General features: G+C 43.7%; 17 protein-coding genes and 1 rRNA gene. 12 read left to right on the top strand and 6 right to left on the bottom strand.

The genetic code is table 11. The features are described 5' to 3' along the window. Positions 1 to 58 precede the first annotated feature (58 nt). Positions 59 to 173, top strand: a 5S ribosomal RNA gene (rrf, locus tag ACPEGP_RS08850). A 199-nt stretch (positions 174 to 372) separates the two neighbouring features. After that, complete coding sequence (locus ACPEGP_RS08845; protein WP_423813180.1) at positions 373 to 1,752, top strand: ATP-binding protein; 1,380 nt, start codon at positions 373 to 375, stop codon at positions 1,750 to 1,752. 269 nt (positions 1,753 to 2,021) lie between these two features. Here the strand turns inward: ACPEGP_RS08845 and ACPEGP_RS08840 are convergent, their stop codons facing one another. Next, on the bottom strand, positions 2,022 to 2,915 hold the full coding sequence (locus tag ACPEGP_RS08840; protein ID WP_423813179.1) for a pirin family protein: 894 nt from the start codon (positions 2,913 to 2,915) through the stop codon (positions 2,022 to 2,024). Positions 2,916 to 3,059: 144 nt separating this feature from the next. Continuing rightward, positions 3,060 to 3,320, bottom strand: a complete 261-nt coding sequence (locus ACPEGP_RS08835) for a DUF1289 domain-containing protein (RefSeq protein WP_286795854.1) — start codon at positions 3,318 to 3,320, stop codon at positions 3,060 to 3,062. A gap of 197 nt (positions 3,321 to 3,517) precedes the next feature. On the opposite strand from ACPEGP_RS08835, the gene ACPEGP_RS08830 reads away from it, so the two are divergent. The 3 genes from ACPEGP_RS08830 to ACPEGP_RS08820 all read left to right on the top strand — a co-directional run bounded on the left by ACPEGP_RS08830 (position 3,518) and on the right by ACPEGP_RS08820 (position 7,028). Further along, the gene (locus ACPEGP_RS08830; protein WP_423813178.1) at positions 3,518 to 4,183 is read left to right on the top strand and encodes a YqiA/YcfP family alpha/beta fold hydrolase; all 666 of its coding nucleotides are present in this window, start codon (positions 3,518 to 3,520) and stop codon (positions 4,181 to 4,183) included. 110 nt (positions 4,184 to 4,293) lie between these two features. Next, the gene (parE, locus tag ACPEGP_RS08825; protein WP_191692318.1) at positions 4,294 to 6,177 is read left to right on the top strand and encodes a DNA topoisomerase IV subunit B; all 1,884 of its coding nucleotides are present in this window, start codon (positions 4,294 to 4,296) and stop codon (positions 6,175 to 6,177) included. Positions 6,178 to 6,332: 155 nt separating this feature from the next. Further along, complete coding sequence (locus tag ACPEGP_RS08820; protein WP_423813177.1) at positions 6,333 to 7,028, top strand: lysophospholipid acyltransferase family protein; 696 nt, start codon at positions 6,333 to 6,335, stop codon at positions 7,026 to 7,028. Between the two features lie 121 nt (positions 7,029 to 7,149). On the opposite strand, the gene ACPEGP_RS08815 is transcribed toward ACPEGP_RS08820, so the two are convergent. After that, entirely contained in the window at positions 7,150 to 7,932 is a 783-nt protein-coding gene (locus ACPEGP_RS08815; protein ID WP_191692316.1) for an SDR family NAD(P)-dependent oxidoreductase, read from the bottom strand. A 246-nt stretch (positions 7,933 to 8,178) separates the two neighbouring features. Here ACPEGP_RS08815 and ACPEGP_RS08810 point away from each other — a divergent pair, with 246 nt between their 5' ends. Then, positions 8,179 to 9,474, top strand: coding sequence for a hypothetical protein (locus ACPEGP_RS08810; protein ID WP_423813176.1), 1,296 nt, complete (start codon positions 8,179 to 8,181; stop codon positions 9,472 to 9,474). Positions 9,475 to 9,731: 257 nt separating this feature from the next. On the opposite strand, the gene ACPEGP_RS08805 is transcribed toward ACPEGP_RS08810, so the two are convergent. Beyond that, a complete protein-coding gene (locus ACPEGP_RS08805; protein ID WP_191692314.1) occupies positions 9,732 to 11,513 on the bottom strand; it encodes a mechanosensitive ion channel in 1,782 nt (593 codons plus the stop codon). A gap of 417 nt (positions 11,514 to 11,930) precedes the next feature. Between ACPEGP_RS08805 and ACPEGP_RS08800 the strand changes: the two genes are divergently transcribed. Continuing rightward, on the top strand, positions 11,931 to 12,662 hold the full coding sequence (locus ACPEGP_RS08800; RefSeq protein WP_068406129.1) for an FKBP-type peptidyl-prolyl cis-trans isomerase: 732 nt from the start codon (positions 11,931 to 11,933) through the stop codon (positions 12,660 to 12,662). A 139-nt stretch (positions 12,663 to 12,801) separates the two neighbouring features. Here ACPEGP_RS08800 and argA read toward each other — a convergent pair whose 3' ends face one another. Continuing rightward, positions 12,802 to 14,124 (bottom strand): amino-acid N-acetyltransferase, encoded by a 1,323-nt coding sequence (gene argA / locus ACPEGP_RS08795; protein WP_200662685.1) that lies wholly within the window; start codon positions 14,122 to 14,124, stop codon positions 12,802 to 12,804. 329 nt (positions 14,125 to 14,453) lie between these two features. On the opposite strand from argA, the gene ACPEGP_RS08790 reads away from it, so the two are divergent. After that, the gene (locus ACPEGP_RS08790) at positions 14,454 to 15,041 is read left to right on the top strand and encodes a hypothetical protein (protein ID WP_144298015.1); all 588 of its coding nucleotides are present in this window, start codon (positions 14,454 to 14,456) and stop codon (positions 15,039 to 15,041) included. A 142-nt stretch (positions 15,042 to 15,183) separates the two neighbouring features. Here ACPEGP_RS08790 and ACPEGP_RS08785 read toward each other — a convergent pair whose 3' ends face one another. Beyond that, positions 15,184 to 16,233 (bottom strand): patatin-like phospholipase family protein, encoded by a 1,050-nt coding sequence (locus ACPEGP_RS08785; RefSeq protein WP_423813175.1) that lies wholly within the window; start codon positions 16,231 to 16,233, stop codon positions 15,184 to 15,186. 218 nt (positions 16,234 to 16,451) lie between these two features. Here ACPEGP_RS08785 and recG point away from each other — a divergent pair, with 218 nt between their 5' ends. The 4 genes from recG to ACPEGP_RS08765 all read left to right on the top strand — a co-directional run bounded on the left by recG (position 16,452) and on the right by ACPEGP_RS08765 (position 25,077). Further along, the gene (gene recG / locus ACPEGP_RS08780; protein ID WP_423813174.1) at positions 16,452 to 18,767 is read left to right on the top strand and encodes an ATP-dependent DNA helicase RecG; all 2,316 of its coding nucleotides are present in this window, start codon (positions 16,452 to 16,454) and stop codon (positions 18,765 to 18,767) included. A gap of 451 nt (positions 18,768 to 19,218) precedes the next feature. Beyond that, positions 19,219 to 20,313, top strand: coding sequence for an OmpW/AlkL family protein (locus ACPEGP_RS08775; RefSeq protein ID WP_068406115.1), 1,095 nt, complete (start codon positions 19,219 to 19,221; stop codon positions 20,311 to 20,313). 361 nt (positions 20,314 to 20,674) lie between these two features. Further along, positions 20,675 to 21,982 (top strand): efflux RND transporter periplasmic adaptor subunit, encoded by a 1,308-nt coding sequence (locus ACPEGP_RS08770; protein ID WP_068406112.1) that lies wholly within the window; start codon positions 20,675 to 20,677, stop codon positions 21,980 to 21,982. Continuing rightward, positions 21,979 to 25,077 (top strand): efflux RND transporter permease subunit, encoded by a 3,099-nt coding sequence (locus ACPEGP_RS08765; protein WP_423813173.1) that lies wholly within the window; start codon positions 21,979 to 21,981, stop codon positions 25,075 to 25,077. The genes ACPEGP_RS08770 and ACPEGP_RS08765 overlap by 4 nt, the downstream gene beginning before the upstream one ends. The last annotated feature ends 511 nt before the right edge of the window (positions 25,078 to 25,588 follow it).

Here is a 25,588-nt window from a genome sequence, read left to right as displayed (position 1 = left end):
CAGTTGGATTAAGATGACACTAGTCATTAAACACACAGACTCATATCTAACCCCCTTTGCTGACGACAATAGCATGATGGCACCACCTGATCCCTTCCCGAACTCAGAAGTGAAACATCATCGCGCCAATGGTAGTGTGGCCCCGGCCATGTGAGAGTAGGTCATCGTCAGCTCTCTATTCCTAAAGCCCCCTAACTTAATTGTTAGGGGGCTTTTTTTTTGGGTAGATTTTTGAGAAGTTGATAGTAATGCTTTTTGAGTTAGAATTTATTAGGTGTCAAACATGCATATTAATGTTAAATTTGTTATGTATTTAAATACTTTGGAAATTATTTATTAGAGTAAACTTATAGATATTAAGGAAGACTTTAAATGTATCCCGTTTATGAAATTAGTAGAGAACAAGCTATAAAAATTATTAATATTGAAGAAAACTTTCTTAATGATGTTAAAGCTAAAGAAATAAAGCCAGCTAAGTTATCCGAAACTGTATCAGCATTTGCTAACGCAGGTGGTGGAGATATTTACATTGGAATCTCTGAAAAAGGTAGTTCTAAGATACGTTCTTGGATGGGTTTTAATGATGTTGAAGAAGCTAATGATATAACTCAAGTATTATTCAAATCACATCCATTTGGTAATCATCTAATATTTGAGTTCTTAGAAAATCGTGATTATCCTGGTTATGTGCTTCATATAACTGTGAAGAAGGTCAAAGAAATTGTAAAATCTTCGAAAAATGAAATCTTTGTCAGAATTAATGCGGGTAAATCTAAATTAAGTTCTAACCAAGAGATAGCAAGGCTAGAACTAGATAAAGGGATTACAACTTTTGAAGACGAATGGGTAAATATTAATCCAGAAAGAATAGAGAATAGTATTTCAATACTCAACTTTTTGATTAATGTTGTTCCTAATGCTGAACCTCTAACTTACCTAAATAATCAAGAACTTGTAAAAGAAGAGCAGTGTAAGGTTTCAGGTGTATTATTATTCTGTGATGAACCTGCAATTTATCTGCCTAAAAGATGTAGTATAAAAATAATGCGTTATCGGACAAAGGATGAAGATATTGGTAGAGAGTTTCTTGATGGTGTGCCTATAACTATTGAAGGCGATTTATACAATGTGATTTATCGAGCAGTTGAACAATCTATAAAAATAATAGAGGGTATTCAAAAACTTGGTACCAAAGGAATGGAAAATATTCTATATCCGAGAGAAACTTTACACGAAATAATCACTAATGCAGTATTGCATAGAGATTATAGTATTGCTGCAGACTCACAGATAAGGATTTTTGATAATAGGATTGAAGTGGAGAGTCCGGGTAAATTACCGGGGCATGTTACTAAAGAGAATATACTGGATACTCAAAGTGCAAGAAACCCCACTGTAGTTCGGCTTATCAACAAATTTCCAAACCCACCAAATCAGGATGTCGGCGAAGGATTGAATACAGCATTCAGTGCTATGGAAGCTTTAAGATTAAAACCACCTATTATAATGGAAAAAGAAAATTCTGTTCTTGTTCTGATACCTCATGAACCTCTTGCTTCAGCAGAGGAATTAGTCATAGAATATCTTAAAGAAAATGACGAAATTACAAATCGTATAGCTAGAGATATAACAGGAATTAAAAGTGAAAATACAATGAAAAATGTATTCTTACGCTTAAAAAACCGAGATGTAATTGAACCCATACCAGGTAGAAAAGGTGCAGCTTCTGCATGGCAAATGAAAAACAATTAGTATATCACTTTCAATTACCAGTTAAATTGATAATATTATTATATCCAGCTGTAATGAAGTCGTAATTGATATGTCCAATGATAATTATAAAGAAGCCAAAATATTTTTTATCTCTTTTTTATGTACAGGTAACAGCATTTGAGATAAATGGATAAGCCATAGTTTGATTAAGATTAAATCAGCGCTTTGTTCTCACAAAAAAAGCCCATATTAGCGAACTAATACGGGCTTTAACACTCAATAAAGTAGTTAACAAACTACGCTAACCACTAAGCCCCTTCACCAAACTTACCACTTTGGAAATCAGTGACCGCTTGCATAATTTCTTGCTGACTGTTCATAACAAAGGGACCGTATTGCACAATCGGCTCGCGTAGTGGGCGACCAGTGATTAAAATCACTTTGGTATCCTCACTACTATCGGCTGTAATGGTAACGCCGTCAGTATCAGCATTATTTTCAAGAATAGCCATGGTTTTAGTTGGTACCGTTTCGCCTGCAATTTCTATGGTACCGCGATAGACAAAAGCAAAAGCATTATGGTCAGCCGGAATCGCCTGACTAAAACTCGTTCCTGCTGGTAGATGGATATCCAAATAAGTCGGCTCAGTGATATCGCGTGTGACCGCGCCTTCAATACCATACGATTGACCCGCAATTACCGTGACGTCTACGCCATCTTCCGTGCTATATTTTGGCAAATCGTCACTTTGGAAATCTTTATACCAAGGGTCATTCATTTTGTCTTTGGCAGGTAGGTTAAGCCAAAGCTGGAAACCTTCCATTGCGCCGTTTTCTTGTTCAGGCAATTCTGAATGAATCACACCGCTCGCCGCCGTCATCCATTGGACGCCGCCATTTTGTAATAGCCCTTCGTTACCGGCGCTGTCGCGGTGGCGCATACGGCCAGTAATCATATAGGTAATGGTTTCAAAACCACGATGCGGATGATTGGGGAAACCGGCAACATAGTCTTCTGGATTATGGCTTTTAAAGTTGTCTAACATCAAATACGGGTCAAGACGCTCTTGTAGCTGCTGGGTCAGTACCCGTGTCAGCTTAACCCCAGCACCGTCTTGGGTATCGACGCCAGCGTAAAGGTGTTCAATTTGGCGCGAGTTTTTCACAGTGTCTTTTGTATCAGGCGTGACAGTATGATTCATTATATTATCCTTAAAAACCATTTGGTTTATAAATATTCATTTATTTGTATATAGTGATAATAAAATAAATTTCAATAGGATACTATGTAGTTTTTTTACATTACTACCTTGTAATATTAAGTATATATTAACCTTTCATTTTTGTTAAAATAATCTTCCTGTCTCTATTGACTCATCAAAATCAAAGCCCAATTGCTCGCCTTTACGCTGTCGTAGCTGCTCGATACGTTGCCTACGCCCTGCTATAAGCCTTAGTACTTCGCGGCGCTGTTCGGTCGTCATCTCATGCCATAGCTGGCGCTCAGGACGGCTACGCAGGCAGCCAAAGCAGTAGCCCTTTTTATTGCTTTGGCAAACACCAATGCATGGATTGGCAATCTCGAACAGTTCAAACTGCTGATTCATGGCGGCTCCATCGCTATTACGTTATTCCTTTAACTTGCCCGATTGCTTGTCTCGTCTCACCGTAAATACTATTATGGCGCAAATAGCGAATAATACTGTGCCATTTTATCGTTACTGTTTTTGTGGCGTCAGTGCTATGCTAAGTTTTGCACCGCCATATACAGCAATCATAACAAAACCAATCAGTGAGATTCTACGTGAATATTATTTATATCCATGGCTTAGACAGTGATGCCAACTCTACGAAAGGCAAATTATTGGAGGATTATTGCCAAAAGTATCATCCCGATATCAAGGTATTACGACCTGATTTGAACAAGACTCCTGAGCAAGTTTTTAAGCAAATACTCTCGTTAATTGAACGTTTAGACGGTCAAAATAAAACAGCACAAGATAAGCTAAATAAATCTTCTCATACCGTACTGGTCGGTAGCTCATTAGGCGGTTATTTTTCTACGGTGGTTAGCAATCATACCGGTTGCCCAGCGCTATTACTAAACCCCAGCATCCAGCCGCATATTACTTTGCAGCGGTTTGCCAAAGATTTTGCGCTAAAAAACAATGTTAAAGACGAGGATTTGGGTAAGCAGGTTATTCATGCGACAGCGGGCGGTTGGGATATTACTCAAACAGATTTGCAATGGTTTGCAGCGCACCAACTATCAACCGTTAATTATCCTAATAAAATTGCTGTTCTCATTAAGGAAGGAGATGAGCTGCTCAATCCTGAATTATCTAAACAGTTTTATCAAACACAAGGAGCAAGCGTAACGATGCAAACGGGCGGCGATCATCGATTTAGTGATTTTATTAAGCAATTACCTACGGTGATTGAGATACTGCAGAGTCTCACACGGATTTAACTAAACGACATTATCTGACGTAAGCAAATGAGTATTGACCTTAAGGCTACTGTTTTTCGTTATAATGGGTTAATAGAATTAATCGCACATGAATAATTAAGGATGCATTTGTGAGTCAATATAATGCGCAATCGTTAGAAGTTTTAGAAGGGCTGGAGCCTGTCCGCCGTCGCCCTGGAATGTACACCGACACCACCCGCCCCAATCATTTAGCCCAAGAGGTCATTGATAACTCAGTCGATGAAGCGTTGGCGGGTTATGCGAAAACCATCAAGGTGCAGCTGCATAGTGACGGCTCGCTATCGGTCGAAGATGATGGCCGTGGTATGCCAACCGATATCCATCCTGAATTTGGCCAATCAGGGATTGAGCTGATTTTGACCCGTTTGCATGCGGGTGGTAAGTTTTCGACCTCCAATTATGAGGTATCGGGTGGTCTGCATGGTGTGGGTATCTCTGTCGTTAACGCACTTTCAACGCGAGTTGAAGTAACGGTTTGGCGCGATAGTACGCAGTTCGAGATGGCCTTTGAGAATGGCGCAGCGGTGACCTCTTTAACCGAAACAGTAAGCCCCAATAAACGTAAGCGTGGCACTAGAGTTAAGTTTTGGGCCGATGGTAGTTTTTTTGATACGCCAAAGTTTAATGTTAAGCAGCTGAAACACAATCTAAAAGCCAAAGCGGTATTAGCCGCTGGTCTGACAATTGAGTTTGTCGATGATATCAATAATGAAAAAGTGGTTTGGCAATTTACCGATGGGGTGGTTGAGTATCTAAACGAGCAGCTAGATGGTTTAGAAACCTTACCAGCAGCACCATTTTATTATAATCATGAAGCAAAAGCTGGTGAGCGTGCTGCTATCACCTTTGCTTTGTCTTGGTTGCCGGATGGTGGCACGCCGATTCAAGAAAGCTATGTCAATCTTATACCAACCGCGCAGGGCGGTACGCATGTTAATGGCTTACGTACTGGTATTTTAGAGGCTCTACGTGAGTTCTGTGATATCCATAATCTACTGCCTCGTAATGTTAAATTAACAGCCGAAGATGTCTGGGACGGCGTCAATTATATCTTGTCGCTCAAGTTTTCTGAGCCGCAGTTTTCTGGTCAAACCAAAGAGCGGCTTTCTAGTCGTGAAGCGGCAGGCGCGGTACAAACACTAGCAAAAGATGCTTTTAGTTTGTGGCTCAATCAACATGCCGAGATGGGCACACAGATTGCAGAATTGGCGATTAATAAAGCCGGTCGCCGCCTAAAATCAGCCAAAAAAGTGGCGCGTAAAAAAATCACTCAAGGGCCAGCACTACCTGGTAAATTAGCGGACTGCCGCGGTGATTTACGGGATGGCGCAGAGCTGTTTTTGGTCGAAGGGGACTCGGCAGGCGGTAGTGCCAAGCAAGCGCGCGACCGTCATTATCAAGCGATATTGCCATTGCGCGGTAAGATTTTAAATACGTGGGAAGTGTCGTCAGATACGGTATTATCAAGCCAAGAGATTCATGATATTGCCATTGCCATTGGGGTTGATCCAGCGTCGGATGATTTATCTGAGCTGCGCTATGACAAGATATGTATTTTGGCTGATGCTGACTCTGATGGTCTCCATATTGCCACGCTTATTTGTGCCCTGTTTGTTAAGCATTTTCCCGCTTTAGTTGATGCAGGTCATTTATTTGTCGCGATGCCGCCGCTGTACCGCGTTGATGTCGGTAAAGAAGTACATTATGCGTTAGACGAATCTGAGCTTGAGCACATATTGGCCAATGTACCGGGCAATAAAAAAGCCCAAATTACGCGCTTTAAAGGTTTGGGTGAAATGAGTGCCGAACAGCTGCGCGAGACCACCATGAACCGCGATACCCGCCGATTGGTACAGCTAGATATGGACGATATGATATTGACCAATAGTGTCATGGATATGCTACTCGCTAAAAAACGCGCGTCTGATCGTAAGTCATGGCTTGAGCATAAAGGTAATTTAGCAGTTATCTGATATCAGCAGTGCGCGATCTAACGATATTACTTTTCGCTCACTATATATAAGTAGATAAAAAAGTGAGCTGGTAGGTGATAAAAGCCTATAAAATTCAATGTAGTAGCAGACGCTTAATGGTATTATAGAGGTATCTTTTACTATATGGTGCCGTCATGACATCAAAATTTTTTAAGCGTTCTAAAGCGGCTGCTTCTAATCCTACGCGCTCAAAAGTACTACCAAGTTTGAGCAAAAAGCAGTTAGGTGATTTAGTACCAAAACGTGGTAATAAGTTTGCGCCAAAGATTGGCTCAGCATTATTAAAAGCAGCAGGTTGGCGTACCGTTGGCGAGATTCCAAATATCCCGCAGGCGGTGGTTTTGGCGCTGCCGCATACCTCCAACGTCGATGGTATTTATGCGATACCAAGCTTATTTGCTCTAGATTTAAAAATTAGCATCATGGGTAAGCATACGCTGTTTAAAGTGCCGGTGTTTGCACAGCTGTTAAAGTGGATTGGCGTCATTCCTATTGACCGTGGTAATAAAGGTTCGGTGCTGCAGGCGAGTATTGATAAATTTAAAACTGGCAAACCGCTATTTTTAGGCTTAGCGCCAGAAGGTACACGCCAATATACCAAAGACTGGAAGACTGGCTTTTATTATTTGGCATTAGGTGCCGGCGTGCCGATTTTACCCGTAGCGATGGACTATAAAACCAAAGAAATACGCTTTATGTCGCTCGTCTATCCGACAGGAGATATCGACGTCGATTTGCCAAAAATATATGCGCAGTATCGCGGCGTTGTACCGCGTTATCCTGAGCGATTATCGCAGCCGCTACAGGATATCAATCATTTAGCTGAGTAACGCTTTTGTGATTTTTAATAACGATTGCAACCAAAAGCCTCTGATAGCCCAACTATCAGAGGCTTTTTTAATGTTAAACATTTAAGTTTGCTATTAAGTGGTTCTAGTCGGTGATTGGCTACTAAAAATGCGGCTGCCCATTAGAAGCACTGACTCCGCCATCAACGGGCAAATTAACACCGGTAATCATCGCGGCGTCGTCACTGGCTAAAAAAGTAATGGTAGCGGCAATATCTTCTGGTTTCGCCATCCGCTTAAGTGGGCAGCGGTCTAAGAATTTATCAGTTTTGCTGTCGTTATCTTGAATAGCGGTAGTCATCTCGGTTGCTGTCACGCTTGGATTGACAGCGTTGACGCGCACGCCATCAGCGCCGTGGTCTAGCGCGAGCGTACGCGTTAGGTTGCTGATACCGGCTTTGGCCGCATTATAAGCCGCCATATTCCAGTCGCCACCGACGCCAGACAGCGACGAGACATTGATAATATTGCCTTTACTCGCAATCAAGTGCGGCATGGCAGCCTGACAGACATAAAAAGTGCCATTTAAATTGACATCAATCGCCAATTTCCAATCTTCAGAAGACAGCTCAGTGATTTTCCCTTGCATGGCTTTGCCGGCATTGTTTACTAAGACATCAATTTTGCCAAATTTATCGACGACTCTTTTCATCATTTCTTGTACTTGAGCCTCTACGCTGATATCACAGACGACGGTCAAAAAATTATCAGTATGAATCCAAGTACGATCTTGTGGGAACGCTTTTGCCGTTTCCTCTAGGGTGGCAGCGGTGCGTCCAACTAACACCACATTGGCGCCTTCTTGAGCAAAACGAATGGCGGTTGCGCGGCCGATACCAGAGCCTGCGCCTGTGACGATGACGGTTTTTTCTTTAAAGCGTTTCATGATGTTCAGTCCTTGTTATCATACGAGTGTTATTATATAAATGAAAATATTAAGCAAGCCCATAAGTGCTGTGGCAATTTATAGCCCAGTAAACGCGGTGCAAAGCTGCTAGCTTTTATGTCATCATAACAACTCACTGCGATGAATGCGACTAGGTATAATGGCGTTTATGTTGTTCAATTTATCGCTAAAAGTTATGACAAGGTATAAATTGCTATATTTATTTAATAAGAAAAGGTTGCGGCTGTGTCCAATTTGACTACGGTGATATCTGATGAAGGTTATCTTGGCGATGAGTTAGCCTGTTACCTGCAATCTGAAGTATTAGAGATTGAACTGCTTACTATTCAAGCGCTTGTTACTAGTTATAACGGCCAATATAAGGCGCAAAAATATGACTATCAATTGCCCCTAGGTCAGTTGCAGCTATTAAATCTAAGCATTTATTTACCTGAAGATATTGTCGCAGGACATATTGAAAACGTACGTAAAACGGCTATTGAATCGATTTCGGCATGGCGCAACGACTATTTAACTAGGTACAAAGATAAGATAGAAGCGACGACCTATGCTGCGGTTTTTGATATTCAATTTAGAAACATTTATCAGAACACAAGTAAACGTGTAAAAAATAACCTTATTAGCAATGCGTTTATAGACAGTTTAAGTTCAGAAATACATGCAAGCGAACTGCCATTGCAGCTGTTTGGCTGGCATGATTGGCAATTGATATTAAGGGCATTACATACGCCATGCGAGCTATGGCGATTTTTACAATATCGTTTAGGGCAGTGGCAACATACTGATAATAGCCGTATAGATAGTCTTAAGTCTGAAGAGGCGATGATTGCTGATTTCCTAAATAACCCTGCCGTATTTGCGCAAGCTATCGCTATAGACAACGCGCTGATTAAATATAAGATGCAAGATAAGCCAAATTCCGCCTTGATTGCGATGGCACTAGCGCAAAAAAGTCAGAGTACCACCAGCCAAATGTATCAGCAGCGTATGGCGCAAGCGGCTGTGTTATGGTCGCAAATGATTAGCCAAATGTTAAAGCGGTATAGCGATAATGGGCAAAAAAAGAATAAGCAAGATTTCTCGGCAATAAATCTTGCATATTGGCAGCAGCAAATACTCGATGAGTCTTTGTTTTCACGGCATGAGCTGATTGGTACCTTGTATAAACATCCCAAACAACAACAGCAATTACGAGAACAAGGCTATGTCGTCCATCATCATTCTTATGAGTCTTTAGGTCGGCATTATATGCTGATATTTTATGGGCAAGATGTCAAAGGGCAACATAGTAAACAAACCATACAGCCAAACCTTGCGAAAATCGCTTTGGATGTGGCCACGCGCTTACCGATAGCGGAGCTGCATCACGTGATTGTACTCGGTATAGATTTCATTGATGAGGCGAATGAGACCTTTATCGATATTGATTTATGGATACAGCCAGTTGCTGCCATGAGCCAACGCGAGCGCCAGCTGACCAAACAAATACAGCAGCTGCAACAGCAAAATCTAAACCGATAGTGGGAGCAGAACCAAACATAAAATGCGCTTTGTTCTAGCTATAGTTAAAATATCCTAAAAACGCTACGGTATTGCTGATATAAATTTTTTGTAGCCTCTGTCTGCGCAGGCACAGCAAGCAAGAAAAATTAATATCAGCAGTGAATGATGTATCGATATTGCTTTTCACTCACTATACCTCGTTAGAAATATTTATAAACGCGTATAAAAAAAGACAGCCTAGGCTGTCTTTTTTGTCCTTAAAATATAATCACTGCTTATTTATTATTGGTATCGTCGTATAAACCGCTACCAGGCAGGATGTTATTGTTAGCAATATCATCATCAGTGATACTACCATCATTAACGTTGTTGTTTACACCTGCATTGTTTACACTAGGATTGTTTACGTTAGTATTGGCAGTATTGTTGATGTCAGAAGTATTGATCGTGTCTGTATTCACTCGTGTTGTATCAACGATATCGGTATGAATATCAGGAGTTGACGTAGTCGCAGGCTTAGCCGTTGGCGTATTCTCACGCACTGACGCGGCAACTTTATCTTGCGTCGATGAGTTTGGCGTCAGAGCAGATTTCGCTTTTTCTTCGTCACGTTCTCTGTCCATCTTATCTTGCATTTTACGTAGGAAGCGAGCAGCTGCTTCTTGACCGCCAAGACCAAATGATAGGGCAAATGCAACCGCAACCGCACCTAAAGTTAGACCGAATGCTAAGTTAACGATAGAATCAGCGATACCCATCGCTTTTAAACCCATCGCCAGTACTAGGCCCATGATTAAGACACGTACGATGTTTGCTAAGAACTGTGAACCTTGTTCAGAGCGCTCAACGACACCAGCGATGATATTGGCAAGCCAAAAACCAATGAACAGAATGATTGCGCCCAAAATAATATTGGCACCAAAAGCAATAAACATAGCGATGATGGCTGAGATAGGCTCGAAACCTAATAGATCAGCGGCGGCAATCGCAGCAAATAGCATGGCAAAGAAGATAATAGCATAACTAACCAAGTCAGAAATCTTCTTATCACCCATGGTTTCTTGCAGACCAACTTTCGCAGGTAATTGGTTGATTTGAGTGTTTTCGATCAAACCTTTGATGATGTTAGCGACCATACGTACCACATAGAAGGTCACGATTAAAATCGCTGCTGCCATAAAGATATTTGGCAATGCTTCCATGATTTTGTTCAGCATGTTGGTTGCAGGGCGCGCAATTACATCGATTTTTAGCGCATTTAAAGCGGCAATAATCGTTGGGATGATAACCACTAAAAACGCTAATGAACCTGCAATATTAGGCAAGCTGTTTTGTTCACTTAGACCTGCTTTTGATGCAAGCTTCTGTACATCGAAAGTAGAAACTAAGTTGGTGACAATGCCGCGTACGACTTTGGCGATGATATAACCCACCACGAAGACCACACCAGCAATAAGAATATTAGGAATAAAGCTAAAGATTTTATCAACCATATTGGTCAATGGCGCAAATAAACCATCAAGCTCTAACTGACCAAGTACCATGGTCAATACAACCAAAAGGATGAACCAGTAAACCATATCAGCAATGGTGCTGCTCATTGGTTTTACGCCTGCCTTGGCACTTAAACGCTCATCCATTGATGTTTTCGCTAATGCTGCGTTAATGGCAGTACGCGCAACGGTCGCAATGACCCAACCAATCACACCAACAGCAATCGCGGCGATAAGGTTTGGAATAAAGGTCAAGACTTGATTGACCATATTAGCGAATGGCGCTGAGATAGAATTTAGATTCAGCTGACTTAGCGCGCCTGAAATCGCAATGATGAAAATAAACCAAAAGACGATTTTTGAGATAATGCCTTCTAAATCGTAGCTTTTACCGGTTGAAGAATTCATGCGTTGGTTAAGATTTACTTTTGACAACACACCACGTACAAGGGCAGCGATACCCAGTGCCACAAGCCAACCAATGATAAAAATTAAAATAGCGCCGATGATGGAACCAATAGGGCCACCCAGATAACCGTTGAACGATGTATACATTGGATTCATCCTGTCCTCCTTTAATGATCATGCATTCCTTATCAAATAACCTCTGCTCTACAATATAAGCCTGATTATTGGTAACGAACCCATACCTAATTATTAATATTTTTAATTGATATTATTCAAGAAGTGTTTTTTTATAAGACCCGAGCCAACATTCTGTGCAGATTGTTAACAAAATCTACGTTCTGTTACTTCTTACCTTAACCAATTTAGCTTAGCTGATGTAATGAGGTATTTAAAGACAGAAAGCTTAACGGCTTACTATAGTTGTGTGATAAGTTGTTAATTTGGCGGCGGATATTAACATAGACTGTACATTTGACCGATAATTTCAAGGGAATCGTAGCTCCTAAAACTAAGATTTGCTATGATAGAACAATGTGACATCTCGCCACTATCCTTACAATTTGAGAGTATTCTATGAAAAAAATTACTACCTTAAGCATTAGTGCCCTTGCTAGTGCGATGTTATTAGTTACCGGCTGTAACGCTAGTAATGGCAATAAAGAAAGCGCCAGCAAAAGCGTTTCAGTGACTGAAAAAAGCCCAGCCAATGAAAAAGTAGGTTACAGCTTGGGTTATATGATGGCAGAAGGTAATAAAGAAGCGGTCGGCGATCTGAACCTTGATACCTTTGAAAAAGGCTTCCGCGACGGCTACGAAGGTAAAGATTCAGCATTGACGCAAGAGCAAATGCAAGAAGTGTTGATGACTTATCAAAAAGAACAAGAAGAAAAGTTCGTTAAAGAGATGGAAGGCAAAGCTGAAGATAACAAAACCAAAGGTGCGGCATTCTTAGCAGAAAATGGTAAAAAAGAAGGCGTAAAAACCACCGCTTCTGGCTTACAGTATAAAGTATTGACCGCTGGTACTGGCAAATCACCAAAAGCGACTGACGTGGTCGAAGTCAACTACGAAGGTAAATTGCTTGACGGTACGGTATTTGACAGCTCTTATGAGCGCGGTGAGCCGATTGAATTCCCACTTAACCAAGTCATCGCTGGCTGGACAGAAGGTCTACAGTTGATGAAAGAGGGTGGCAAATACGAATTTTATATTCCATCTGATATCGCTTATGGCGAAGCAGGTAATGCTGGTATCGAGCCTAACAGCACGCTTATCTTTACCGTTGAGCTATTAAAAGTAAAATAAGGCGTTATTAGTTTTTTAACCGCTTTAGTTTAAAGCGGTTAAAAACAATAAAAAGCCCTCTTAGTGTATGAGGGCTTTTTGCTGTACGCTAATTCGGCCAGTCGATGATTAATCGCTAATTACTTATAGTGTTTTTAAATTAAAGTGTTTTTTGGAAGACTTTAGAATTGCGACCGTTATTATATTTTTCACGGCGCGCCTCTGGTAGAGCAGCAGCATCAACTTCCGCAAAACCTTGCTCGACAAACCAATGTGCAGTACGAGTGGTCAGGACGAACAACTTATGCAAACCATGGCTACGCGCTTGTTGCTCCAAAAACGCCAGCAGGTCAGCACCGCGGTTGCCACTACGATATTCAGGATGAACCGCCACACAAGCGACTTCCGCTGAATCTGCATCCAGTGGATAAAGCGCGGCACAACCCAAAATCATACCATCACGCTCAATGACGCTATAGTGGTCAATTTCTTGTTCTAAGCGCTCGCGCGAGCGGCTGACTAAGATACCTTGTTGTTCTAGCGGGGTTAGTAGCTCAAGCAGTCCAACCACATCGTCAATATCAGCACGGCGAATCTCTTCATACGGGTCATGGCTAATCAAGGTGCCAGAACCATCACGGGTAAATAGCTCTTCGAGTAACGCGCCATCTTTGGCATAAGAGATGATATGGGTGCGATGTACGCCTTGACGGCAAGCATTGCTAGCACAGCTTAAGAAGTAATTAATCTCGCAATTTAAATCACGATCGCGTAAAAAGCGGTCGACTTCATTTGGAATCATCTCACGCAACAAGCGGTCGTCATGATTGATGCCGGCTTCTTCGCCTAAGAATATCAGCTTATCAGCACCGAGCGCCACAGCCGCACTAAGCGCTACATCTTCCGCCAATAAGTTGAAAACTTCACCCGTTGCTGAATAACCCATCGAGCCTAAAATCACAATATGGTCATGTAACAGGTTATTTTTAATGGCTTCGACATCGATTGAGCGCACCTCACCAGTCATCTGATAATCAACGCCGTCACGTATTCCATAAGGACGGGCGGTGACAAAGTTGCCCGAAACCGCGTCAATACGCGAGCCGTACATGGGTGAGTTTGCTAAGCCCATCGACAGTTGGGCTTCGATTTGTAAACGAATTGCACCAACCGCTTGTAAGATAGCCGGCATAGCAACACGCGGGGTCACGCGAATATCTTTATGTAAGGGAGAAGTAATCTGCGCATCTTTGAGGTTTTTTTCGATTTGCGGTCGCGCGCCGTGTACCAGTACCAGTTTGATACCCAAGCTATGCAATAAAGCAAAGTCATGAATCAAGGTACTGAAATTGGGATGATTGACCGCCTCACCGCCAAACATAATCACGAAAGTCTTACCGCGATGGGTGTTAATGTAAGGGGCAGAGTTGCGGAACCAGTGTACGTATTCAGGATTAATTTGTGGCATGGCGCTAGTAGTCATAATGGGTGCAATAGTTGTTAGAATAAGAAAAAGAGCGTGACAGCAAAAGCGTGTCGCTAATGAATTACCATAGCAAAAAACACCGTTATGAGCTATCTTTTATTTTAGCCACTTTAATGAATCTTGGTAGCAAATAGATGATATACACAACCTCAACACGGGATTGGTGTACCGCCAAACGCTTTTTGTTATGCTAAGCGCTATTGCTTTAGCACCAGCTTACGCAGATAATTGATAAAAATAACCATGTTGTTGACCGACGCTTTATTAACAAATTGTTTTACCGCTATACTGTTTTACCGATACATTAACTAGGGATAATGAATGTCATGAAGAAAAGTAACCATTTTGCAAACCCATTCAGTGCGTGGAGCGGCCACCGCTTATTTCATGTTGTCGCTGGTACGCTCGTTGGCGTGATGGCAGTGACGCAGGCTTCAGCAATGTTGCCAACGCCAGAGCAAGCCGTTGATAATTCAGTGGCAATCCAGTCGAATGCCAACCCAGTCAGCACTTCAACGGCGCAAGCGGTCAATAGTAAAATCACCGCCTCATTGATTAGTGTTGATGCAAATGGTCAGGAAGTACTGGTTCCAGTCAATGCCAATACGCGCCTGCAGTCAGGGAATGTCTTAGAATATCAAGGCTACTTTACCAATACCAATGCTGATCGCGTACGTAAAATGACCGTCACTATGAGTATTCCTGAGCAAGTAGAATTGCTACGTGCCGTTTCTCCTGACTTCCCTTATGGTAGTGCTGACGGCAACACCTTTGCCCGTATGCCATTACGCGGTAAGGTTGATAATCAATTGCAAGAAATTCCGTTAAAATACTATAAAGCGGTACGTTGGGATTTAGAAGGCGTTGGTTTGAATGATACCGTCGTGGTTAAATATCGTGCACGCGTTAAATAAGTCTGCTTTTTGATATTTATCTAATGCCTGCCGAATCGAAAAGCACCACAGTCTAAGGTCTAGGCTGTGGTGCTTTTTTATAAACAACTTACTAACTCAGATTTGGTAAAATGGCTTTTACCAGCTGAAGGTGCTTTTGAAATTAAAGCGTGGCATATTTACTTGGCAGCTTTTCTACAAGACCTTTTTCTTGCTGGGCTTTGTCTTTCATAAGTTGCTTAATGGCGGCAATCTGCGGGGTGGTGGCTTGCATACCAGCTGTCATTAGCGCGCGTCGTTGGCTGGTATCTAGCGAGCTAATATGACCGATATCGGGGATAATAATAATATCAGCGCGCTCACGTTCACGGCGCATTGCTGTCGAACGCTTGGTGCTTGCTTGGCTAACACTCGTAACATTGGTTGCGTTAGAAAAATTGGTGACGATATTGCTTTCAAGAAAACCCCAAAAACTACTTAATGAATTGATAGTCGGTATCTTATTATTAGCAGGACTATTAGCATTCGCCGCTGTCACATCAACGGCGATGATAATATCGGCCCCTAAATCACGGGCGGTGTCGACTGGTACTAAGCTGATCACGCCACCATCGACATATTTTTTACCAATCTTTTCAGGAATGCGCGGCGCGATAAAAATATTGGGTACGCTGCAAGATGCTTGCACCGCAAGTCCCGCATCGCCACTGCTAAAAATGGCCTTTTTTAGCGTGTGTTTTTCGGCAGCGACGGCGGCAAAAGATATTGGAAAATTTTCTATAGCGCGTCCGCCAACTTTTGCATTAATAAAGTTTTTAAGCTTAATGCCTTCGATAAAGCCTTGATTGGATAAGGTGAAGTCTGTCAATTCGCTATCAGAAGTATTTAACGCCAATTGTTCAAGCTGTTTGGCGTTATAACCACTGGCATATAAGCTGCCAATCAGACTGCCAATACTGGTACCGACCACTAGCGTTGGCGTGATACCGTTTTCTTCTAAGGCTTTAATCACGCCAATATGGGCAAAGCCCTTGGCACCGCCGCCGCCTAAGACTAAGGCGACCTTTGGCTGGTTTTCTATAGGTGCGCCGGTTTCAATAACTGGCGGTAAACTTTGGCAAGCACTAATAAACACGCCCAATATGCCAAGCATACTAAATCGCAGCAAGAATGATAAATGACGATAGCTATTATAATGAGTAGATAAAAACATATGCGAAAATCACCATAGAGCAATAAAGAGGTATACGATAAGCCATTCATCAGTCGCTTACTGAGAAATCAGCTAGACGCCATATCGTTAAATAGCTTAGCATAGGCAAGTCGCTTGTCAGTTATAATCATCATGATTAAATATTTTATAGAGGTTGATGATTATAGCTTTTATAAGACCAAATATACGTTAAATCATAACCATCATTAGGATTATTGATGCCCACATCGGTTAGCCGCACTCCTACCTTGAACTCAGCAGACGCTATAAGGCCTGAGATGCCCGTTTCCGCGCTTGATATGCCGGTGACGGCACTGGCGGGCGTGGGGCCAAAAGTGGCGGAGCAATTGTCCCAGTTAGGTATTAAGCGCATTTTTGATTTGCTGCTGCATCTACCGCGTGATTATGAAGATCGTAGCCGATTGGTATCGATAGCCGATGTGGCGCATGGACAAGCTGCCTTGATTACAGGACGGGTGGTGCATGTCGATACCAAGCGCAGTGGCATGACGGTGGTGGTCGATGATGATACTGGCACGATATCGCTGCGTTTCTTTAAGGTCTATCGCGGCCTTGCGCAAATGATGAGTATTGGCACGCAGCTACAATTATTTGGCGAAGTAAAGGTCAGTCGTTACGGTAAGCAGATACATCATCCTGAATACCAAGTGATCAGTAGCAATGAAGCCATCGTCAATACAGGGTTACAGCCGATTTATCCGAGTGTTAAAGGCTTACATCAAAATAAGCTGCGTACGCTAATTAAGCTTGCGCTGCAAACGGTGCGCACCCAAGGTCTACCGATGACCTTGTTTACGCCTGCTGACTTTGCTGTGGTCGCTGATTTACCGTTAGCACCTTTTGAGCCTGCTAAATTGGCAATGGCAGAAGATGATTTTCCAGACGATATATTCTCAACCCTTGCGCGTCGTGTGCCTGACAATTCAATAAGCAATATTGGCAACACAACTGCAGTTAATGACATGGCTAATCAAAACGTTTATAACCTAACGATATTTGAAGCCTTGGTATTGCTGCATACGCCGCCGACTTATACCGATGCAGGACGACAATATCAGCTGCTTACGCAACTAAGCGCCCGCACTCATGCTGCCTGTCAGCGTTTAATCATTGAAGAATTAACCGCGCATCAACTGAGCCTATTATACCGCCGTCAGCAATTGCAACAGCATAAAGCGCCCAAGTGTACGATGAATAGCCCGCTTGCCGATCAGTTATTTGCCGCATTGCCGTTTGATTTAACCGGTGCGCAGCAACGCGTCATGAAAGACATCACGGCTGATATGGCGACTTCTATTCCGATGCTCCGACTGGTACAAGGCGATGTGGGCGCAGGCAAAACCTTGGTCGCTGCAGGCGCGGCGGGCTATGCACTCGATAGTGGCTGGCAGGTTGCGGTCATGGCACCAACAGAAATCTTAGCAGAGCAGCATTTGGTCAATTTTAAAAACTGGTTTGAGCCATTGGGTATCGGCGTTGGCTGGCTGGCTGGTAAGCAAACCGCCAAGCAGCGCCGCGAAGCGTTAGAAGCGGTAGCAGAAAATACGGTGCAAGTGGTGGTTGGTACGCATGCCTTATTTCAAGAGCAGGTACAGTTTGCTAAACTAGGCTTAGTCATCATCGATGAACAGCACCGCTTTGGCGTTGAGCAGCGTATGGCCCTGACCAATAAGGGCGTGGCCAATAGCACCCCGCATCAGCTCATTATGACGGCAACCCCGATTCCGCGTACGCTGGCGATGAGCGTTTATGGTGATATGGATACATCTATCATTGATGAGCTGCCTCCGGGGCGTACGCCAATTACCACGGTGACGATTGACCGTAACCGCCGCGACGAAGTCATTGAGCGTATTGCGGTCAATTGTGAAGCAGGCAGACAGGCGTATTGGGTTTGCTCATTGGTAGAAGAATCAAGCGTGCTCGATGCGCAGGCAGCAGAAGCGACTTATGAGGACTTAAATGAGCGCTTAGATATTCGCATTGGCTTGGTACATGGCAAAATGAAGTCTGCTGACAAACAAGCCATCATGCAAGAGTTTAAAGCGGGTAACTTAGATTTATTGATTGCCACAACGGTCATCGAAGTGGGCGTTGATGTACCTAATGCGTCGTTAATGGTCATCGAAAACGCCGAACGTTTGGGTTTATCGCAACTACATCAGTTGCGCGGGCGGGTTGGGCGTGGTTCGACCAAAAGCTTCTGCGTACTGTTATATCAAAAGCCGTTATCAGAGACGGGTACGGAGCGCTTAAATGTGCTGCGTGACAGCACCGACGGTTTTGTGATTGCGCAAAAAGACTTGGAGCTACGCGGCCCCGGTGAGCTGTTAGGCAAACGTCAAACCGGTAACGTCGGTTATTATTTGGCCGACCTTATCCGCGATGAGCAACTATTTGCCATTGCGCAGCGCCTAGCGAAACATCTTATCTCTGACCCAACACGTAAAGCGGACGTCAGCCAACTTATCCATCGCTGGATGCCAGAAGCCAGTCGCTATACCAATGCTTAATAATTAACGCTTGCTTAGTAACTGAGCCAATTCTCTGTCATCAACTCTCCTAAAAAAGCCATTATTTTTTTAAAGATAATGGCTTTTTCTTATGGGTTTTATAAGCTATTTATTAGCGCAAATAAACACTCTATTTTTATTTTCATCAACTAATATTGACTCAGCTGTTCTCTAAACTTTCTTGATATGACGATTGAGGTATGGCAGTTTACGGCAGTGAAGCATAACTATGTGCTTTATCTATTTACTAGAATATTCTGCTGTAGATGTATTTTTTGGTGAAAATAAACCTCTAAAAACAGCATATTTCTAGTCGTTTTACCGATTCTAACAGGACGTTAGGATAGGAGTTTGATTGGCTTAATTTTGCCAGCTTTGTCTGATTTGCTTCGTCATTACTGTGCCATTCATGCTTTTAATTAACGGCCTGAATTTTTTACAAGGATGTATCATGAACAAGACGTTAACCCTCGCTTGCGCTATCGCCGCACCATTATTATTCAGCCAATCCGCTGTTGCCGAGTTTGATTATTTCAAAACCGATGGTAGTTTCAAACGCTTTTCTGTTTCGGCTGGTTGGTTGCACGCTTCTCCGCAAGGCAAAGCCAATCCAATGCAAACTACGACCGCTGCCAAAGATGGTACGGTTGCCGATAATGGCAGTGTAAAAGTAAAAACGGTGCGAGAGGTATTGGTGAAAGATCAAGACCGTTTCGGCTTCATAGATGGCACATTAAAGGGTTTAGGAGCGGAAACGGATTTGTCCGACGTTACAATATTAGGTGACGTTTCTGGTACGACCAAAATTAATGGCTTAGAGAGTTGGACCAGTGCTGGTACTGGACTTGAGGCCGATGATGTCGATACGTTTGGTCTGTTATTTAACTATTATATGAATGATCATTGGTCGATTGAGGTCAAAGCCGGTATACCGCCCAAAGTTGATATTTTAGGGCAAGGGCAAGTATATGCACCGCTCTCGGGCAAAGTCAGTCCTAGCGGTATTGCAGGCGGATTATTGGGCGATTTTGATATTTCCAAAAATATTCCCATTACTGATTTAACTCAAGGCGGCGGGGTATCTTCAAGCGCTCGCGCGTGGCTGCCAGCAGCTGGGGTGCAATATCAATTTGGCAAATCTGGGGTCAATAAATTTCGCCCCTATGTCGGCGCAGGGGTGATGTATGCTTATTTTAATGATATCGAGCTCAATGACGGTATTCGTAACGATTTAGAAATGGCTGGTCATCAAATCCAAAATATTAAGGATGGGAAAGCGGGCGCTGCATTAGAAAATGTAAAATCGACTCAGGGCATGAGCGTCGACGTTGAAGCAGACAGCGCCTTTGCACCTATCGTGACAATTGGCGCGACTTATGATTTTAATGACAAATGGTTTGGCGTTGGTTCTGTATCCTATGCAAAACTCGATAGTGATACGACCATCACCGTTCAAAACGATAGTGGTGAAGAGTTGATTCGAGCGAAAACCAACCTTGATATCGATCCGTATATTACCTATCTTGGCGTTGGCTATCGTTTTTAATAAACGAGTTAAGAAACATTAAGTTAGTAGCATCTTGATAAATATAGCGCACATTCTTAGGGATGTGCGTTGTGCTTTTTAAAAGTTAAAAAAGAAGTTTGATTTAGACAAATTTATCAAGCAGTCGTTTTACTTAGTTATCATTTTTATCCGCTTCGCTTTGCCAGTTTTACGCCCATCCTACTATTAATAGAAGCAGACTTACGAAGCTAAAACACGATATATAAAAATAAGATGATGACTTAATATATGCTATCCTCAATAAATTTATAGACTATTGTAATCACAAATAGCCCCTTTTTTAGCTATAATTTTCTAACTTTATACCCTTTCTAATTGCCTGTATTGACAGAGAGTTATCATGAGCGATGTTGAAGACAAACAGCGACCAGTTGAGTCTGAGCTACCACCTTACCGCCAAGCGGATGCACGTGCGCCCAAATCATCATCGAAATATCCTTGGTGGTTATTGCCAGTATTAGCCGTAGTCCTTGTGATTGGGGTTTTGGTCGGTAAGTATTGGGGCGGCGATAAAGATGCGAGTGTTGATTCACCAGCGGCTAACAAGGCACAAAGCGCAAACGCTGACCTAAAGGAGAGCAGCAATCAGCAGGCAGTGCTTTCGGTCGAAACGGTGATGCCAAGCCAAGACAGTATTGGTAATACCTTAAGCGCTGACGGCACCATCAGTGCCAAAGATGTCGCCAATGTCAGCCCTAAAGTAAATGGTGTGGCTATCGAGCAGGTGTTGGTTGAAGAAGGCGATCGCGTTAAAGCGGGGCAAGTCCTGGCGATATTTGATACCGATGCCATGCAGCAGCAAGTCTTGCAGGCGGAGGCCGATGTTGCCGAAGCCGAAGCAACGCTTGCCAATGCAACTGCCGATGCCGCTCGTGTCCTGCCATTGATTGAGATTGATGCCATCAGTAGGCAAGAAGCGGATCGCTATCGTACCTCAAAACTACAGGCAGAGGCGGCATTGCAAGCCTCTAAAGCCCGTCTTAGTACCCAGCGCTTGAGCGTGAAAAATGCCAATGTGGTCGCACCGGTAAGCGGTGTCATCAGTGAAAAAATGGCGGAAGTCGGTATGGTTGCTGGTGGTGAGCCTTTATTTACTATTATTAAAGGCGGTATTTTAGAGTGGCGTGCTGATATCGATCCTAAACTTCTTGGTGAAGTCAGTGTTGGCACGCCAGTGCGCGTCAGCTTGCCAGCCGGCGATTCGGTTATGGGTAAGGTTAATCGTATTGCGCCAACGGCTGATGATAATCGCCAAATCACCATTTATGCTAGCCTTGCTGCAAACTCAAAAGTACGCGCGGGCATGTACCAAACGGGCGAGTTTTTATTGGGTAGTACCAGCGCGCAAACGGTGCCCAATAGCGCTATCGTCAGCAATGACGGTTATGATTACGTGATGCTAGTGACCAATATTAAGAGCCAAGACGGTCAAAACATTGGCCGTATCAAGCAACAACGCGTGAGTTTGGGTGAGCGCTTTGGTGATAGTGTAGCGCTGGCAGAGCCACTACCAGCAGACAGCCGACTGGTAAAGCAGGGCGGTAGCTTTTTAAACGACGGCGACTTGGTACGTGTGGTTGATGGCCTAAATACCGCCAATGATACATCAGTCAGCCAAACTGGCACAGCCACGCAGGCGCGCTCATGAGTTTAAATGTCTCCGCTTACTCGATTAGAAATCCTTTAGTTGCCATCTTGCTGTTTGTGCTGCTGACCTTGGGCGGCATCTACGGTTTTATGCAAATGAAGGTGCAGCAATTCCCCGATATTGACCTGCCAGCGGTGGTGGTGACGGTGACCTTGCCGGGAGCTGCACCATCGCAGCTCGAAAACGACATTGCCAAAAAGATAGAAAATAAGCTCACCAGTATTGAGGGTGTTAAGCATATTCGTACCACCTTACAAACGGGTGCCGCGACCATGGTCACCGAGTTTGTCCTAGAAAAAGACATACAAGAAGCAGTCGACGATGTACGTTCGGCGGTCGGTGAAGTACGTGGCGATTTGCCAGCTGCGGCTAATGATCCCATCATTACCAAAGTCTCAACGGCCGGGTTTCCCGTCGTCACTTACTCGGTTGCCTCTGACAATATGAATGTCGAGGACTTATCTTGGTTCGTCGATGATACGGTCACCAAGCGTTTATCGGATATTCCAGGGGTCAGTACCGTTAGCCGCATCGGTGGTTTGCAACGTGAAATCACCGTTGCCGCCGACCCAATTGCGTTGAGCGGTTTGAAATATCCTATCGCGCAGTTATCAGAACAAATCACTGGTATTCAACAAGACAGCTCAGGCGGTGAAGCGGAAGTAGGTAAAACCACCCAAACTATTCGGGTACTTGGTGCGGTTGAACGTGCCAGTGATTTGAACAATTTACAAGTCGCGGTGCCGACAGGTGGTACGCAAGCGCTTGGACGTATGGCGCAAATTACCGATGGCGCTGCTGACCCAAGCTCGATTGCTAAGCTTGATGGGCAAACAGTGGTGGCATTTAATATCACCCGTTCGCGCGGTGCCAGTGAGGTTGAAGTGATGGAGCTGGTTGACGCCGAGCTTGCCAAGCTGTCAGCCGATGTCGGCAATATCGATATTGAAAAAGTCTATGATCGTGCTACGCCAATCGCTGAGGATTATCAAGCGTCGTTACGCATGCTAATAGAAGGCGGTTTACTTGCAGTCGTCGTGGTGTTTTTATTTTTACGCAATATCCGCGCGACTTTTGTGGCGGCCGTGGCGTTGCCGTTGTCGGTTATTCCTACTTTTCTAGGAATGTATTTATTTGGCTTTAGCTTAAATATTATCTCGTTATTAGCACTGTCATTGGTCATCGGCGTCTTAGTCGATGATGCGATTGTAGAAGTTGAAAATATTATCCGCCATTTGCGCATGGGCAAGACGCCTTATGAAGCGGCAATGGAAGCAGCTGATGAGATTGGTTTAGCCGTTGTCGCGACCACATTTACCTTAATTGCAGTGTTTTTACCGACAGCTTTTATGGGCGGGATTGTCGGGCAGTTTTTCCGGCAATTTGGTTGGACTGCCGCCTTATCGATATTTGCGTCGTTAATGGTCGCGCGCCTAATCACTCCGATGATGGCTGCTTATATATTGCGACCAGAAAAAAAGCATGTCGAAAAACAAAGCGCGCTCATGGATTGGTATCTAAAAGTGGTCTCTTGGACGCTGCATCATCGCTGGATTACCATGGGTGCGACGCTAATATTATTTGTAGCATCACTTGCTTTGGTGAAATTACTACCAACCTCATTTATCCCTGATAATGATATTGACCAAACGCGGGTTGAGATTGAGCTAACCCCAGATGTAGCGCTAGAAGATACCGAACGTGTGGCGGCGATGGCTAGTGAGCGTATATTGGCCATGCCTGAAGTGAGCCATATTTTTACCTCGGTAGGCGAAGCGCAAGCGGCAATGGAGGCCAGCTCAGGCGGCAAAGCTGAAAATATCGCGGGCTTAGATATCGTACTTGCTCCGCGCGCAGAGCGTGCCTCTAAGCAAGAGATTGAACGGCAGATAAGCAGCATGCTCTCAGAAGTACCCGGCGCACGCTTTACGGTTGGTTTATCGAGTGGCGGTGAGACCGGTTATAATTTTTCTTTGACCAGTACCGATCCGCAACTGCTCGAACAAACCGCACAGCAAATAATGGCAGAGATTCGGTCATTACCAAGCGCGGGCGCTGTCACCAGTGACCGCAGTCTACCGCGTCAAGAGCTAACGGTAACTCCAGACAGACTAGCAATGGCCGATAAAGGCGTGACCACGCAAGATATCGCCACCACCTTACGTGTGGCGACTGTTGGTGACTATGAGCAGCGGTTATCTAAGCTCAATCTCGATACACGCCAGATTCCTATCGTGGTGCGCCTGCCAGATATCGCTAAGCAAAACGTCAGTCAATTAGAAGGCTTATATGTGCCAAGTGCCTTACCGCCGGGACAAGGTGTACGAGTAGGTGAGGTGGCATCGTTAAACTTTGGTACCGGACCTGCGCAAATCAGCCGCCTCGATCGTGAGCGGGCGATTAATATCACCGTGCAGCCTGCTAATGGTGAGCTTGGCGACTTGGTGCAAGCGGTAAAAGCCATACCCAGTATGAAGCAGCTGCCGGCCTCTATTACTATTATCGATCAAGGACAAGCCGAAAACATGGCTGAGCTATTTAGCGGCTTTGTGATTGCGATGTCGGTCGGTGTGGTTTGTATCTTAGGTGTGCTGATTTTATTATTTGGGCGGATATTGCAGCCATTTACCATTTTGATGGCTCTGCCGCTGTCTATCGGTGGCGCTTTTGTCGGCTTGGTGATTACCAAAAGTAGTCTGTCGATGCCATCGATGATTGGTTTTATCATGCTGATGGGCATCGCCACCAAAAACTCTATCTTATTAGTCGATTACGCCTTGATTGCTCAGCGCCGAGGTTTGGCGCGTTTTGATGCCATTATCGATTCTTGTCGTAAGCGTGCGCGGCCGATTATCATGACCACCATTGCGATGGGCGCTGGCATGTTGCCATTGGTCTTTGGTTGGGGCGATGCCGATCCTACCTTCCGTCGTCCGATGGCTGCCGCGGTACTGGGTGGTTTGGTCACCTCAACCCTATTAAGCCTCGTAGTCATTCCCGTGGTTTATACCTTGATGGACGACTTATCAGGATGGTTTGGCAAATGGTTGATACCGCATGGTAAAGAGAAGGAAAGCGTCGTTATTGAAAAATAATTTGTGTTGGTAAAGCTGCTAGATCAACCACACGGAAAGTAGTTGATCTAGGGTTTTGCACCCTGTTAATCATAAGGACTAGGATTACGATCGACTTTTAGAATATTGCCTAAACTTAAGGCATAGCCCAAATTAAAGCCATGCTGACTACAACATATCTAAAAACCTAACCGCAAGCATGGCTGTTAATATAAAAATTAGAGCGCTCACGCATAATGCCTGCCAGAGATATTTTTTGTCATCCATAATTAACTACCTTACATTCTTTTATATGAATATAACACGTTAATTATTTTCTAATGCAAAAAAATCACTCAAAATATCATTATTCATAAAACCTTCTGCCACGCTCCTAGTTACCAAGTCCTATTCCATAACCTTGTCTTATCAACGTGAATTTAACTCATCTTAAATTTAAATAGTATCATTTTTATTCATGATTGCGTTCGGGTATGATTTATCTCATACACAAATTTGGTTTTATCTCACACAATGAGAATAGGGTGGCAGA

Origin of the sequence: Psychrobacter sp. 219-2-C, from assembly GCF_049560815.1 — a bacterium.
Taxonomy (GTDB): Bacteria; Pseudomonadota; Gammaproteobacteria; order Pseudomonadales; family Moraxellaceae; genus Psychrobacter; species Psychrobacter faecalis.
The sequence above is the reverse complement of the archived record's forward strand: the minus strand, read 5'-3'. Positions and strand labels throughout refer to the sequence as shown.

Excerpts from the sequence above, each read along its gene's own strand:
- recG (WP_423813174.1), top strand. The coding sequence starts at position 16,452 with ATGCCCACATCGGTTAGCCGCACTCCTACCTTGAACTCAGCAGACGCT.
- ACPEGP_RS08785 (WP_423813175.1), bottom strand. The coding sequence starts at position 16,233 with ATGTTTTTATCTACTCATTATAATAGCTATCGTCATTTATCATTCTTG.
- ACPEGP_RS08770 (WP_068406112.1), top strand. The coding sequence starts at position 20,675 with ATGAGCGATGTTGAAGACAAACAGCGACCAGTTGAGTCTGAGCTACCA.
- ACPEGP_RS08765 (WP_423813173.1), top strand. The coding sequence starts at position 21,979 with ATGAGTTTAAATGTCTCCGCTTACTCGATTAGAAATCCTTTAGTTGCC.
- ACPEGP_RS08820 (WP_423813177.1), top strand. The coding sequence starts at position 6,333 with ATGACATCAAAATTTTTTAAGCGTTCTAAAGCGGCTGCTTCTAATCCT.
- ACPEGP_RS08790 (WP_144298015.1), top strand. The coding sequence starts at position 14,454 with ATGAAGAAAAGTAACCATTTTGCAAACCCATTCAGTGCGTGGAGCGGC.
- ACPEGP_RS08835 (WP_286795854.1), bottom strand. The coding sequence starts at position 3,320 with ATGAATCAGCAGTTTGAACTGTTCGAGATTGCCAATCCATGCATTGGT.
- argA (WP_200662685.1), bottom strand. The coding sequence starts at position 14,124 with ATGACTACTAGCGCCATGCCACAAATTAATCCTGAATACGTACACTGG.
- ACPEGP_RS08800 (WP_068406129.1), top strand. The coding sequence starts at position 11,931 with ATGAAAAAAATTACTACCTTAAGCATTAGTGCCCTTGCTAGTGCGATG.
- ACPEGP_RS08805 (WP_191692314.1), bottom strand. The coding sequence starts at position 11,513 with ATGAATCCAATGTATACATCGTTCAACGGTTATCTGGGTGGCCCTATT.
- ACPEGP_RS08840 (WP_423813179.1), bottom strand. The coding sequence starts at position 2,915 with ATGAATCATACTGTCACGCCTGATACAAAAGACACTGTGAAAAACTCG.
- ACPEGP_RS08775 (WP_068406115.1), top strand. The coding sequence starts at position 19,219 with ATGAACAAGACGTTAACCCTCGCTTGCGCTATCGCCGCACCATTATTA.
- ACPEGP_RS08845 (WP_423813180.1), top strand. The coding sequence starts at position 373 with ATGTATCCCGTTTATGAAATTAGTAGAGAACAAGCTATAAAAATTATT.
- ACPEGP_RS08815 (WP_191692316.1), bottom strand. The coding sequence starts at position 7,932 with ATGAAACGCTTTAAAGAAAAAACCGTCATCGTCACAGGCGCAGGCTCT.